General features: G+C 73.5%; 7 protein-coding genes. 5 read left to right on the plus strand and 2 right to left on the minus strand.

The features are described 5' to 3' along the window. Positions 1-5 precede the first annotated feature (5 nt). The 5 genes from WMF33_RS03640 (at position 6) to WMF33_RS03660 (ending at position 9,412) form a co-directional block, all read left to right on the plus strand. Positions 6-680, plus strand: coding sequence for a NuoI/complex I 23 kDa subunit family protein (locus WMF33_RS03640; protein ID WP_061623964.1), 675 nt, complete (start codon positions 6-8; stop codon positions 678-680). 132 nt (positions 681-812) lie between these two features. After that, entirely contained in the window at positions 813-2,270 is a 1,458-nt protein-coding gene (gene gatB / locus WMF33_RS03645; protein WP_437335825.1) for an Asp-tRNA(Asn)/Glu-tRNA(Gln) amidotransferase subunit GatB, read from the plus strand. Positions 2,271-2,477: 207 nt separating this feature from the next. Then, the gene (locus WMF33_RS03650) at positions 2,478-3,329 is read left to right on the plus strand and encodes a lysophospholipid acyltransferase family protein (protein ID WP_437335826.1); all 852 of its coding nucleotides are present in this window, start codon (positions 2,478-2,480) and stop codon (positions 3,327-3,329) included. Positions 3,330-3,436: 107 nt separating this feature from the next. Further along, on the plus strand, positions 3,437-6,838 hold the full coding sequence (locus tag WMF33_RS03655; RefSeq protein WP_437335827.1) for a GAF domain-containing protein: 3,402 nt from the start codon (positions 3,437-3,439) through the stop codon (positions 6,836-6,838). 270 nt (positions 6,839-7,108) lie between these two features. Beyond that, positions 7,109-9,412: a glycoside hydrolase family 15 protein gene (locus WMF33_RS03660; protein WP_437335828.1), complete on the plus strand. Its 2,304-nt coding sequence runs from the start codon at positions 7,109-7,111 to the stop codon at positions 9,410-9,412. Here the strand turns inward: WMF33_RS03660 and WMF33_RS03665 are convergent. Both WMF33_RS03665 and WMF33_RS03670 read right to left on the minus strand, forming a co-directional pair. Then, positions 9,378-12,704 (minus strand): FAD-binding and (Fe-S)-binding domain-containing protein, encoded by a 3,327-nt coding sequence (locus tag WMF33_RS03665; RefSeq protein ID WP_437335829.1) that lies wholly within the window; start codon positions 12,702-12,704, stop codon positions 9,378-9,380. The genes WMF33_RS03660 and WMF33_RS03665 overlap by 35 nt on opposite strands. An 11-nt stretch (positions 12,705-12,715) precedes the next feature. After that, positions 12,716-13,822 (minus strand): enolase C-terminal domain-like protein, encoded by a 1,107-nt coding sequence (locus WMF33_RS03670; protein ID WP_437335830.1) that lies wholly within the window; start codon positions 13,820-13,822, stop codon positions 12,716-12,718. Position 13,823: the final 1 nt, after the last annotated feature.

Raw genomic sequence — 13,823 nt, forward strand, 5'->3', positions numbered from 1 at the left:
ATCCCATGGCGAAGGCTACCCCGAGCAACCCCTGGACGAAGCCGGCCGGCAGGCCCGTCGCCGGCAAGCCGATCCCGCGCCCCTCCCGGAGCGCCGACGTGCAGGCCTACATCCCCGAGATGGTGAAGGGGCTGGGGCTCACGATGAAGCACTTCTTCAAGAACACGAAGGAGATGGTGCTCGGCCAGAAGCCGGACCCGGTGCTCAACGCGCTCGAGCCGGGGGTCACGACGATCAGCTACCCCGAGGAGAAGCGCCCCTACCCGGAGCGCTTCCGGGGCATCCACCGGCTCACGCTGCGCGAGGACGGCTCGCCCCGCTGCGTCGCGTGCCTCTGCTGCTCGACCGCGTGCCCGGCGCAGTGCATCGCGATCGATCCGGCCGAGTACCCCGAGGGGGATCGGCGGCACGGCTACGAGCGCTACCCGAGCAGCTTCGTCATCGACGAGCTCCGCTGCGTCTTCTGCGGCTACTGCGTCGAGGCGTGCCCCGTCGACGCCATCCGCATGGACACCGGCCTCCACGCGGTGCCCTACGACTCGCGCGAGCAGTTCATCTACCGGCGCGATCTCCTCATGAGCCTCACCGATCGCTCGGGCTCGCGGCTGACGGCGAACAAGCGCCACGAGCCGGGCGACCCGACGCACCCCGGCCTCACGCGCGAAGCCGCGGATCACTGAGCCGCGCCCACCCGGCGGGCTCCTGCCCGCCGGGCGATGAACCGGCGGGCGTCCTGCCCGGCGGGCGATGAACCACGACAGGTAGAGCCGGAGGCCCCTCGCCCGCGCGAGGTTCTGCTAGAACGGCGAGCCATGGCGACGACGTACGGCTCCTTCGAGGCGGTCATCGGGCTCGAGGTCCACGCGCAGCTCCTCACCCGCACCAAGGCGTTCTGCGGCTGCGCGACCAGCTTCGGCGACCCGCCGAACACGCACACGTGCCCGGTCTGCCTCGGCCTCCCGGGCGCGCTCCCGGTGCTGAACCGCGAGGCGGTCCGGATGGCGGTGAGCGCGGCGCTCGCGCTCGGCTGCGAGATCCAGGAGAGCAGCATCTTCGCGAGGAAGAACTACTTCTACCCGGACCTCCCGAAGGGCTTTCAGCTCAGCCAGTACGATCGGCCGCTCGCGCTGCGCGGCGCCCTCGAGATCGAGACCGAGGCCGGCAAGCGGCGGGCGGGGATCACGCGCGTCCACATGGAGGAGGACGCCGGCAAGAACCTCCACGGCATCGGCGGCCTGTCGGTCGTCGATCTCAACCGCGCCGGCACGCCGCTCATCGAGATCGTCGGCGAGCCCGACCTCCGCTCGGGCGCCGAGGCCGCCGAGTACCTGAAGCGGCTGCGCGAGATCCTGATGTTCATCGGCGTCAACGACGGCAACCTCGAGCAGGGCAGCTTCCGCTGCGACGCCAACGTCTCGGTCCGCCCGGCCGGGGAGGCGAAGCTCGGCACGCGGACCGAGCTCAAGAACATCAACTCGTTCCGCTTCGTCGCCGAGGCGATCGACCTCGAGATCCGGCGGCAGATCGCGCTCATCGAGCAGGGCGGCCGGGTGCGGCAGCAGACCCGCGGGTACAACGCCGAGAAGAAGGAGACGTACCTCCTCCGCGACAAGGAGAACGAGTCCGGCTACCGCTACTTCCCCGAGCCGGACCTGCCGCCGCTCGTCGTGGACGAGGCGTTCCTCGCCGACGTGCGCGCCGCGCTCCCGGAGCCGCCGGCCGACAAGCGCCGCCGCTTGACCGAGTCGCTCGGGCTGACGCCGTACGCGGCGCAGGTGCTGACCGGCCACCCGCAGATCGCGGCGTTCTTCGAGGAGGCGGCGCGCCTCCACGGCGACGCGGTCAAGGTCGCGAACTTCGTCCAGGGCGAGGTGCTGCGCGACACCCGCACGGCGGGCCTGTCGGCGACGTTCCCGGTCTCCCCGGCGCAGGTGGCCGGGCTGCTCCGCCTCGTGGACGAGGGCGCGATCAGCGGCAAGCAGGCCAAGGAGGTGTACATGGAGATGGCCGGCACCGACCGGGCGCCCGGCGACATCGTCCGCGACAAAGGGATGGCCGTGATGAGCGACGCCGGCGCGATCGAGGCGATCGCCGCCGCGATCATCGCCGCGAACGAGAAGCAGGCGGCGGCGTACCGCGCCGGCAAGACCGCGCTGCTCGGCTTCTTCGTCGGGCAGATCATGAAGAAGACGGGGGGCAGCGCGAACCCGGCCGTCGTGAACGACGTCCTCAAGCGGCTGCTCGAGGGCGCCCCCGCCGCCGGCGCGTGAGGGCGCTGCCGCCGCGGGCGTCGCGCGGGCCGTCGTCCCGCCGGGCGCTCGCCACGAACTTGGCGAGCGGCGGTCTCGCCGCGGTCATCTGCATCCCGTATGCGGTCGCCTGCGGCGCCCGGGCGCGCCGAGGCTTCCTCTCCGTGCAGCTCCGCGCCAAGGATCGCCGCGCCACCTGAACCGCCCGACGACCAGGACACCCGAACCATGGTCAGCGCTCTGCCCCTCGACGCCCTCCGCTTTCCGCTCCGCACCGCCGGCTTCGTCGGCCTCACCTTCGGCATGTACGGCCTGCTGGAGATCGACACCGCGCTCTCCAGCGACGCCGATCGCGAGGTGGTCCTCCATACATGGATGCGCCGTTACGGGCGCGCGCTCCTGAAGTTGTACGGCCTCGACGTGCGCGCCGGGGGTCTCGTCCAGGCGGAGCCCACGCGCGGCCCCGCCGGCGGCGCGGCCGACCCGGCCGTGGCGAGCGGGGCGTACTACCCCGGGCGCGATCCGCGGGGCGTCGGGCGGCTGTTCGTGATGAACCACCGCTCCGCGCTCGACATCATGGTCACGCTCGCGTTCTTCGAGGCGACCGTCGTGAGCCGCGCCGACCTCGCCGGCTGGCCGGTCATCGGCATGGCGGCGCGCCGCGTCGGAACGCTCTTCGTCGACCGATCGAGCAAGCGCAGCGGCTCCGCGGTCGTGCATGCCATGTGCACCGCGCTCAAGGGCGGCCGTGGTGTGATGGTTTACCCCGAGGGGACCACGTTCTCCGGGGATGAGGTGCGGCCGTTCCGCGCGGGCGGCTTCACCGCGGCCTGCCGCGTCGGCGCCGAGATCGTCCCTGTCGGGCTCGCGTACGGCGGCGCGGAATCGTCCTACGCCGACGAGTCGTTCGCGGCGCACATGGCCCGGGTAAGCCGTACGCGACGTATCCCCGCGGCGATCGAGGTCGGCGCGCCCATCGCCACGGCAGGCCAGGACGTCGGCGCGGTCCGCGACGAGTCGCACCGGGCCGTCCAGGCGCTCGTCCACCGCGCCCGCGCGCGGCTCAGCGCCGACGTATAGGCGCCTGGCCCCGCTCCTGCGCCGCTGGCTTCTGCGATCGGCCCTCGCTACGATGCGGGCCGCCGGCGACCATCATGGAGCGTGAAGGCCACCCCACCGAGACCGCCATGGCGTGGCAGGTCCTCAAGCAGCCCCGCGGCGGGGCGATCCATAATGAGCTGATGTTCCTGGCGGACGCGAGCGAGCAGCTCACCGGATCGCTAGATCCGCACACGATCCTGGAGCGTCTCGCGCGTCTGTCGGTCCCCTTCCTCGCGGACTGGTGCACGGTCGATCTGATCGAGCGCGGCGCCGCCGACGCGATGGGCCTGGTCAGCTCCGTGCCGCCGCCGTCGCCGGTCTCCGAGGCCGACGGGCCGCCGTTCGCGCCGGGGGTGAGCGCGCTCGACGTCACGCCCGCGCCGGGGATCTACGCGCAGCGCCGCCAGCGCGCCGCGGCCGAGGCGGCGGGCGAAGGGCGCGCCGGGCAGGCGGGCGCCCCGAAGCACCGGTTCTGCCGGGTCGCGGCCAAGCACGTGAACCCCGAGCGCGAGGGGCTCCTCCGCGCGATCTCGCCCGACGCCGAGGAGCGCCTCGGCATCGCCAAGGTGCTGCACAGCGGCGAGTCCGAGCTCCTGCACGAGCTCGACGGCGAGCAGGGCGAGGAGGCCGCCGAGCGCGCCGCCGCGCTGGAGCAGCTCGGCACGCGCTCGGCCATGGCGGTGCCGCTCATCGCGCGCGGCCGCAAGCTCGGCGTGCTCTCGTTCGGCGTCTCCGAGTCGAACCGCATCTACTCCGCGGACGACCTCGTGCTCGCGGCAGAGCTCGCGCACCGCGTGGCGCTGGCGCTCGACAACGCCTACCTCTACCGGAAGGCCGAGGAGGCGCGCCAGTCCGCGGAGCGGAGCGCGGACCGCGCCGCCTGGCTCTTCGCGGTCACGGCCGCGCTGTCCGACGCGATCACGCCGCCCGCGGTGCTCCGCGTGCTCGCGAGCGACGTCGTCGCGGCCGCCGGCGCGGTGACGGGCATGGTGGCGCTGCGCGCCGGGCTCGGCGGCGAGCTCGAGACGGTGCGCTCGACGGGGTACCTGGAGGCGCAGATCGCGCGCTTCAAGACGTTCGAGCTGAGCGCGGAGCTGCCGCTCGCGCGGGCGGTCCGCGAGCGGCAGCCGATCTTCCTCGAGTCGGACGAGCGCTTCGTCGAGTTCGAGCCGGGCTTCGTGTCCTGCTGCGCCGCCACGGGCGAGCGCGCGTACGCCGCGATCCCGCTCTTCCTCGAGGGGCGCGTGCTCGGCGCCGTGGGCTTCGGCTTCTCGGCGCCGCAGTCGTTCTCCGAGGACGACCGGGCGTTCATGCTCGCGCTGGTCCAGCAGAGCGCGCAGGCGCTCGAGCGGGCGCGCCTCTCCGCGCTGCAGACGGAGGAGGCGATGCACCTCTCGCACGAGGTGCTCAAGCAGATGCCCGAGGCGATCCTCGTGACCGACGTCGAGGGCAACATCCGGTACTGGATGGGCGAGGCCGAGTCGATCTTCGGCTACCTCTCCGAGGAGATCGTCGGCAAGAGCATGGCGCTCCTGCACCGCGACGACGTCCGCGACGAGACCACGCGGAGGATCCTCCAGCAGATCGAGGACGCGCGCACCTTCGTCGGCGAGGTCCCGTGCGTGCGGCGCGACGGCTCCGAGGTGCCGATCGAGGTGACGGCGTACGCGGTGCACGACCAGGAGGGCCGCCCGCTGTTCCTGGTCGGCATCCACCGCGACATCACCGATCGGAAGCGGTCCGAGGAGGAGCGCGCGCGGCTCATCCGGGTGCAGGCGGCGCGCGCCGAGGCCGAGGAGGCGGCGCGGCGCTTCGCCTTCCTGGCGGAGCTCAGCACGGCGCTCGCCGCGTCGCTCGACTTCACGGCCACGCTCCAGTCGCTCGCGCGGCTCGCCCTCCCGGTGCTCGCCGATTTCTGCCTGGTGGACATCGACGACGGCCTCGGCCTGCGCCACGTCGCGGTCGCGCACGTGAGCCCGCTGAAGGAGCCGCTCCTCCGGTACTTCCACCCGAGCCGCGTCGACGGCGAGCCGGGCCCGGTGGCGCGCGTGCTGCGCACGGGCCGGTCGGAGCTCTACGCCGACGTGCGCGGGGACGTGCTGCTGCACGACGCGATGACGAGCGAGGAGGCCGCGGCGAACCGGGCGCTCGCGCCGCTCTCGTACCTCGTGGTGGCGCTCCGGGCGCGCGGGCGGATCCTCGGCGCGATCTCGCTCGTGTCGTCGGAGTCCGGCCGGTTCTTCGAGCGGTCCGACGTCGCCTTCGCCGAGGAGGTCGCGCACCGCGCCGCGCTCGCGCTCGACAACGCGCGGCTGTACCGCGAGGTGCAGGACGCGAACCGGCTGAAGGACGAGTTCCTCGGGACGGTGTCGCACGAGCTGCGTACGCCGCTCAACGCGATCCTCGGCTGGGCGCGGATGATGCAGGCGGGCTCGCTCGATCGGGTGGCGGAGACGCGGGCCCTGTCGGCGATCGAGCGCAACGCCGAGCACCAGGTGACGCTCATCGACGAGCTGCTCGACGCGTCGCAGGTCGTGACGGGCACGCTGAAGATCGAGCGGCTCGCGGTGGAGCTGACGCTGCCGGTGCAGACGGCGGTCGAGTCGATCCTCCCCTCGGCCGCCGGCAAGGGCGTGGCGATCGAGACCAGGCTCGATCCCGAGGGCGTGTTCGTGGAGGGCGATCCGGCGCGGCTCCAGCAGGTCGTGTGGCACCTCCTGTCGAACGCGGTGAAGTTCGCGCGGCCCGGGGGGCTGGTCCAGGTGCAGCTCTCGCAGGACGAGCGCAACGCCGAGATCAGGGTGAGCGACGACGGGGAGGGCATCTCGGCGGACTCGCTGCCGCACGTCTTCGAGCGGTTCCGGCAGGAGGACAACAGCGGCGCGCGCCGCCACGGCGGCCTCGGCCTGGGGCTGTCGATCGTGCGGCACGTCGTGGGGCTGCACGGCGGCACGGTGCGCATCACGAGCGCCGGCCCCGGGCGCGGGACGACGTGCACGGTGCAGCTGCCGCTGTCGACGGGCGCCACGGCGACGGCGCTGACGAGCGCCGGCATCGCGCCCGACCCGCGCAACCCGTTCCCGCGGCTCTCGGGCGTGCGCGTGCTCATCGCGGACGACGATCCCGACACGCTCGCGATGCTGACGTCGGTGCTGCGGCGCTGCGGGGCCGAGGTCAGCACGGCGACGTCGAGCGCCGAGGCGCTCAAGCTGCTGGAGACGTCGGAGCCGGCGCTGCTCGTCGTCGACATCGGGATGCCGGGCGAGGACGGGTACTCGCTGATCCGGAAGGTGCGCGACCTCCTGCCGCGCAAGGTGGGGCGGACGCCGGCGCTGGCGCTGACGCCGTACGCGCGGACCGAGGACCGGGTGCGGGCGCTCGCGGCCGGCTACCAGATGCACGTGCCCAAGCCGATCGAGCCGATCGAGCTGGCGGCGGCGGTGAAGAGCCTGGCGACCGGGCTCCTGCCGTGGTCACGAGACGAGTGACCCGGGGAGTCCAGGCCCGCGGCTGCTGAGCGGAAGGGCGGGCTCCCCGGGAGCGACGCCGCGTCACCCCCAGGTCGCGCGCGAGCCGCGCCTCGCTGTGCTCGATCTGCTCGGCGGGCGCCGCGGGACCGGCGCCGGTGGTGACGCGACCTCGCTCGCTGAGGGGACGGGCGACCCATGCCCAGCGCGGCGCGCCGTCGCGCCCAGTCCATGGACCATGCATTGCACACCTCGCAGCCGACGGCCTGTGCAATGGCCGCGGCGCGGAGCATGCCTATGCGGATCCTCGGAAAAACGGCGCTGGCGGCAATCCTGGGCGCCTCGCTCCCGCTCTCCGCCGCGGCGAGGGCCGCGGCGCCCACCGGCGCGGCGCCCGGGTCCTCGTCCTCCGGGAGCTGGTCTCACGGCTCCAAGGACCTCTTCGGCGCCGCGTACGAGAGCTACGATGATGACCTGAAGGTCTCGGCGCGCTCCGATACGGCCCCGATCAGCAACGTGTGGTTCACGGGAGCGAGCGGCATCCTGACCGAGGTGTACTGGCCGACGAACGACACCCCGCAAACACGGGACAGCCAGCTCCTGGTCACGGGCGGCGGTCGAGGCCTCTTCGAGGAGCGGCGAGACGCGCGGCGGAGCATCTCCTGGATCGAGGAGGGCGTGCCGGCCTTCCGGGTGATCTCGGAAGACCCGGGCGGCAGGTTCAGGATCGAAAAGACGATCTTCGCCGATCCCGATCGCGACGTGGTCCTTCAGCGGCTGAAGATCACCCGGAATGTCCCGGGGCTCAGGTTCTTCGTCCTTCACAACCCCGGCGCGGGGAACACGCCGCTCGGCGACAGCGCCATGGCGAGCACCGGAGACGCGCCGGGCGCCGGGTTGTTCGCCTGGCAAGGCCCCTTTGCGCAGGCCCTCGTGGCCTCCGTCCCATGGCGCGACGCCACGGCCGGCTTTTCAGGGACCGCGAGCGACGGCTATCGAGACCTGACGAAACATCGCAGGCTGACCGCGCATTACCGCGACGCGCGGGACGGGGACGTCGTGCTCACCGGGGAGCTGGAGCTCCCGCTCTCCCCCGGGGCCACCGAGCTCACGCTGGCGCTCGGGTTCGGGCGCGACATCGACGAGGCCTACCGCGCCGCCCGGGCGTCGCTCCGCGCGGGGCCCGGCGCCCTCCTCGACAGGTACCGCGCCCAGTGGCGCGCCTATCAGGCGTCCCTCCGCCCGCTCGGGAGCGCTTCGCCCGGCCTCGCGCGCCTTTACCGCAGCTCCGTGGCGGTCATGAAGTCCCTGGAGGACCGGGCGCATCCAGGGGCCTTCATCGCGTCGCCGTCCGTGCCCTGGGGCGACGTCAGGCTCGACCGGGCGAGCGCGATCTCGCCGCGGACCGCGGACAGGATCACGGGCGGTTATCACCTCGTGTGGCCGCGCGATCTCGTCCAGATCGCGCTCGCGCTGCTCGCCGCCGGCGACGCGCGCTCCCCCCTCGCGGCGACGCGGTTCCTGAGCGGCATCCAGCTCTCCGCGTCCGACGGCGCCTGGGATTTCGGATCACTCCATGTATCGAAGGAGGGGTCATTTTACCAGAACACCTGGTCCGACGGAGCGCCGTACTGGAAAGGCCTTGAGCTCGATCAGGTCGCGCAGCCGATCGACCTCTGTTATCACGTCCATCAAGAGCAGCTCGTCGCGGCTGACGCATGCTGGGACCTCGTGCGCCGCGCCGCCGACTTCCTCGTGGCCTTCGGTCCCTGGACCCCGCTCGATCGATGGGAGGAGGTGTCGGGCGTCTCGCCGTCGACCCTGGCCTTCCTCTGCGCCGCCCTCGTCCACGCGGCGGAGATCGCCGGCGCGACGGGCCACCCCGACCGTCAGATCCGATACAGAGAGACCGCCGAGCGGTGGGCCAGGCAGGTCGACGGCTGGACGTTCACGACCCGAGGGAGCATCGGCAAGGGGCGGTATTACGAGCGCGTCGACGGGGCCGGTGGCCCGGACGCCCCGAGGGATCCGAACGACGATCGAGGCTACGTCTTGCGAGGGCGCTTCTGGCTGGAGCGCGACGTCGTCGATTGCGGCTTTCTCAGGCTCGTCGCGCTCGGCGTGCGCCCGGCGCTCGCGGCGGACATCGTCGATTCGGTGGCGGCCTGCGACGCCGCGCTGCGCGTCGATATCCCGGGGCTCGGCCCAGGGTTCCGCCGCTACGTCGGCGATGCGTATGGCTTCGATCCGCGCACGGGAGAGCGGACGCGAGGCATGTTGTGGCCGATCCTCTCGGGCGAGAGGGCCGAGTACGAGCTCGCGCGGGCGCTCGAGGCGTCCGGCTCCTCGGCGGCGGCGCGGAAGCGGATGCGGCCCTACCTCGACGCGATGGCGCGCTTCGCGAGCGCGACCCAGATGCTGCCGGAGCAGGTCTTCGATCGCGGGCCTCGCGCCGGCCAGCCGACCGGCGCGGCGGCGCCCCTCGGGTGGGCGCACGCCGAGTTCGTCACGGCCCTGCGCGAGCACGAGGACGGGAGGCTCTTCCGCCTGCCGATCCGCGTCACCGGAGGGCGCACGGGCGCCCGACGGCGATGAGCCCCGGCTTCCTCCGCCCGAGCAGCCCCACCGCGGCGAGCGCCACGGCGGCCGCGCCCGCCGCCTGGAGCCACCGGCCGCGCCGCGCCCGCCGCCGCTCCGCCGCGAGCCGCGCGAGCCGCTGACCACCCGCCCAGAGGAGCGCCACCACGCCCGCCGGCGCCGCCGCGAGCGCCGCCGCCTTCGCGCGCGGCATCACGTACACCTCCTCGGGCCCGGGCAGGTAGGCGCGCTCGGGGTAATCGCCCGCCGGCCCCTCGGGGCCGTGCAGCGTCGCCATGCGCACGACCTCGGCCAGGTGCAGCGCCCGCCGGTCCGTCGTCTGCTGGATCTGCTCGCGGCAGCTGAAGCCGTCGGCCACGACGAGCGCGTCCTTCGGCGCCGACCGGACCGCGGGCAGCAGCGCGCGCTCGCCGCACCGGATCGAGACCTCGTACTTGTCCCCCGCCTCGAAGCCGAAGGCGCCCGCCATGCCGCAGCAGCCCGCGTCGAGGATCTCGGCGTCGAGGCCCATGCCGCGGAGCGCGTCGCGCTCGCCGTCCATGCCCAGGATCGCCTTGTGGTGGCAGTGGCCGTGCACCACGGCGCGCCGGTCGAGCCTCGGCAGCTCGCGCCCGCGCGGGCCGAGCACGAGCCGGCCGGGATCGCCGTCCGGCGCCCCCTTCAGGAAGTCGCCGAACATGTGCGTCTGCTGACGGAGCTTCGACGCCACCGGGTCGTCGGGGAAGAGCCCGTAGAGCTCGTCGCGGAAGACCGAGACGCAGCTCGGCTCGAGGCCGACCACCGGCACGCCGCGCTCGATCGGGTCGCGCAGCGCGCTCATCACGTCGCGCAGCAGGCGACGGGCCGTCGTGAGGAAGCCGAAATCGTAGAGCGGCCGGCCGCAGCAGAGCGCCTGCTCCGGGACGATCACCTCGTAGCCCGCCCACTCGAGCACCTCGGTCGCGGCGATCGCCGTGTCCGGGAAGAAGTGATCGTTGAACGTGTCCGGCCACAGCAGCACCTGGGGCGCGCCGGCGTTGCGCCGCGGCCGGCCGTGGAACCACTGCCGGAACGACGTCCGCGCGAACGGCGGGATGCTCCGCTCGGGCGCGATGCCGGCGAGCTTCTTGGCGATCGCGGCGAGGGCCGGCGTCTGCGTCACGAGGTTCGCGAGCCCCGGCGCGCGCTGCGCGAGGCGCGCCCACCAGTGGATGAGCCCCATCGCATATGCGGCGCGCGGCCGCAGCCGACCCGCGTAGTGGTGCGACAGGAACTCCGCCTTGTAGGTGGCCATGTCGACGTGGACCGGGCACTCGCCCTTGCACCCTTTGCAGGCGAGGCACAGGTCGAGCGACTCGCGCACCTCGCGGTCGCGGAAGCCGCGGAGCTCGCTCCCCTCCAGCATCTCGAAGAGCAGGCGCGCCCGCCCGCGCGTCGTGTGCTCCTCCTCGTGCGTCACCCTGTAGCTCGGGCACATCGTGCCGCCGTCGTGGCGCCGACACCTGCCGACGCCCACGCAGCGCAGGGTGGCGCGCGTGAAGTCGCCGTCGTCGTCCGGGAAGCGGAAGTGCGTCTCCACGGCGGCGGAGCGGAAGCCGGCGCCGAGGCGGAGGTTCTCGTCGACGCGGTACGGGTCGACGACCTTGCCCGGGTTCATGCGAAAGTCCGGGTCCCAGGCGGCCTTGAAGCGCCGGAACGCCTCGATGAGCTCCTCGCCGTACATCTTCGGCAAGTACTGCGCGCGCGCCTGGCCGTCGCCGTGCTCGCCGGAGAACGAGCCGCCGTAGCGGACCACGAGGTCGGTCGCCTCGTCGAGGAAGCGCTTCCAGTTGCGGATGCCCTCGGCCGTCACCACGTCGAAGTCCACGCGGCAGTGCACGCACGCCTGCCCGAAGTGGCCGTAGAGCGCGGGCTTGTAGCCGTGGCGATCGAAGAGCGCGCGCAGGTCGCGCAGGTAGCCGCCCAGGTTGTCCGGGTGCACGGCCGAGTCCTCCCAGCCGGGCCACGTGTCGGGCTCCCCCGGGACGCGCGAGGTCGCCCCGAGCCCGGACTTGCGCACGTCCCAGAGCGCGCGCTCCTGCTCGGGGTCGTCGTACAGCTTCATCGTCGGCGGGTTCGGCCCGCGCGCGAGGGCGCTCATGGCGTCGAGCGCCCGCGCGTCGGCCTCCTCCCGGCTGCCGCCCCCGAACTCGACGAGCAAGAAGCCGCGGCCCGCCGGGAGGTAGCGCAGGTGACGCTCGTGGAGCCCCTTCTTGTGCATGTCCTCGATGAGCCGGTCGTCGATCCCCTCGAGCGCGATCGGCCCGAGGCGCATCACCTCGGGGACGTGATCGCCCGCGGAGAACACGTCCGGGTAGCCGAGCACGAGGAGCGTGCGGAACCTGGGCCAGTCGACGAGGCGCAGGGTGGCCTCGAGCACGGTGACGCACGTCCCCTCGGTGCCGACCAGGGCGCGCGCCACGTGGAAGCCGTTCTCCGGCAGCAGCTCGTCGAGGTTGTAGCCGGACACGCGGCGCGGGATGCGCGGGTAGCGGGCGCGGATGAGATCCGCGTACCGGTCGCGGATGGCCCGCAGCTCGGCGTACAGCCGACCGCGCCGGCCCCCCTCGCGGACGATGGCGTCGAGCTCCTCCTCGCTCGTCGGCCCCACGCGCAGCCGCAGGCCGTCGTAGGTCAGCACCTCGAGCTCGTGCACGTTGTCGGCGGTGCGCCCGCCGAGGACCGAGTGCGTGCCGCAGGAGTTGTTGCCGATCATCCCGCCGAGCGTGCAGTACTCGTGGGTCGAGGGATCCGGCGCGAACGTCAGGTCGAGCTCGTTCGCGGCGTCGCGCAGGGTGTCGAGCACGGTGCCCGGCAGCACCCGGGCGCGCTTGCTCGCCCCGTCGAGCGAGAGGACGCCGCGCAGGTACTTCGAGAAATCGAGGACGACGGCGACGTTGCACGTCTGCCCGGCGAGGCTCGTGCCGCCCCCGCGCGCGAGGATGGGCGCGCCGTGGCGGCGGCACGCGGCCACGGCGGCGATCACGTCGTCCTTGTGGCGCGGCACGACGACGCCGATGGGCAGCTGCCGGTAGTTCGACCCGTCGGTCGCGTAGAGCGCGCGGTCGCCCGCGGTGAAGCGGACCTCGCCCTCGACCGCGCGCGAGAGCTCGTCGGCGAGCGCCTCCACCTCGGGCCCGGCCGCGGGCGCGAGCCGCACGCGCCGCTCGCCGGGCAGGCGGATCACGCCGCGGTCGATCTCGCGCTGGACGGGCTCGGAGGGCCTGTCCTCCGCCGCCGCGCGCTCCCTCTGCTGCTCGATGTGCTGCATGATTCCCCCCTTCACACCGCGAAGCGCTCGGCGTCGGCGCGCCGGAGCGACAGCCCCATCCCGGGGCGCCCCAGATCCGGCGCGAGCGCGCCGCCCGCGGGCGCCGCCGCGCCCTCGAAGAGCATCCGCTCGATGCGGGCGTGATCGTGAAAGAACTCGAGGTGCGCGAGCCGCTGGACCGCGCACGCCGGGTGCAGGTGCAACGACGGCGCGCAGTGGCCCGACAGGTCGAGCGAGCGCGCCTCGCACAGCGCCGCCGCGGCGAGGAAGCCGGTGATCCCGCAGCGGCTCGCGTCCGCCTGCAGGACGTCCACGGCGCCGGCGTCGAGCATGCGGCGGAAATAGACGAGGTCGTAGCCGTACTCGCCCGCCGCGACGTCCATGCCGGCGGGCGCCCGGTCGCGCAGGAGCCGCAGCCCGTCGAGATCGTCCGAGCTCACGGGCTCCTCGAACCAGCGGACGCCCTCGCCGGCGAACCGCTCGGCGAAGGCGAGCGCCTGCTTGCGCGCGTAGGCGCCGTTCGCGTCGACGAACAGCGCGGCGTCCGGGCCGACGGCGCGGCGCGCCGCGCGCACGCGCGCGAGGTCGGCCGCGGGGTCGCGCCCCACCTTCATCTTCACGCGCGGGATGCCCGCGGCGACCCAGCCGCCGAGCTGCTCGGCGAGCTCGACCTCGGTGTACGAGGTGAACCCGCCGCTGCCGTAGATCGGCACGCGGTCGCGCGCCATGCCGAGCAGCGTCGCGAGCGGAAGCGCGAGCAGGCGGGCCTTCAGGTCCCAGAGCGCCGCGTCGACGGCGGCGATGGCCATCTGCGCGATCCCGGGCCGGCCGAGGTTGCGGATGCTGCGCACCATCGCGGCCCACGCGCCCGGCACCGCCATCGCGTCGCGCCCGCGCACGACGCCGGCGAGCTTGTCGGCCACGAGCCGCGCCGCCGCGACGTCGGCATAGGTGTAGCCGAGCCCGCGCTCGCCGCCGGCGGACGCGTGCACGACGACCAGCGTCGTCTCGCGCCACTCGAGCGTGCCGTCGGACTCCGGCCGGTCGGTCGGGATGGTGTACGCGGCCACCTCGACCCGCTCGACCGGGGCCGACGCGGGGTGCCTCTCGCCGGCCATG

Source organism: Sorangium sp. So ce394 (assembly GCF_051474665.1).
Classification (GTDB): Bacteria; Myxococcota_A; Polyangia; order Polyangiales; family Polyangiaceae; genus Sorangium; species Sorangium cellulosum_D.

Bases quoted from the DNA above. Each gene is read 5' to 3' on its own strand.
- WMF33_RS03670 (WP_437335830.1), bottom strand. From the start codon at position 13,822: ATGGCCGGCGAGAGGCACCCCGCGTCGGCCCCGGTCGAGCGGGTCGAG.
- WMF33_RS03665 (WP_437335829.1), bottom strand. From the start codon at position 12,704: ATGCAGCACATCGAGCAGCAGAGGGAGCGCGCGGCGGCGGAGGACAGG.
- WMF33_RS03650 (WP_437335826.1), top strand. From the start codon at position 2,478: ATGGTCAGCGCTCTGCCCCTCGACGCCCTCCGCTTTCCGCTCCGCACC.
- gatB (WP_437335825.1), top strand. From the start codon at position 813: ATGGCGACGACGTACGGCTCCTTCGAGGCGGTCATCGGGCTCGAGGTC.
- WMF33_RS03660 (WP_437335828.1), top strand. From the start codon at position 7,109: ATGCCTATGCGGATCCTCGGAAAAACGGCGCTGGCGGCAATCCTGGGC.
- WMF33_RS03640 (WP_061623964.1), top strand. From the start codon at position 6: ATGGCGAAGGCTACCCCGAGCAACCCCTGGACGAAGCCGGCCGGCAGG.
- WMF33_RS03655 (WP_437335827.1), top strand. From the start codon at position 3,437: ATGGCGTGGCAGGTCCTCAAGCAGCCCCGCGGCGGGGCGATCCATAAT.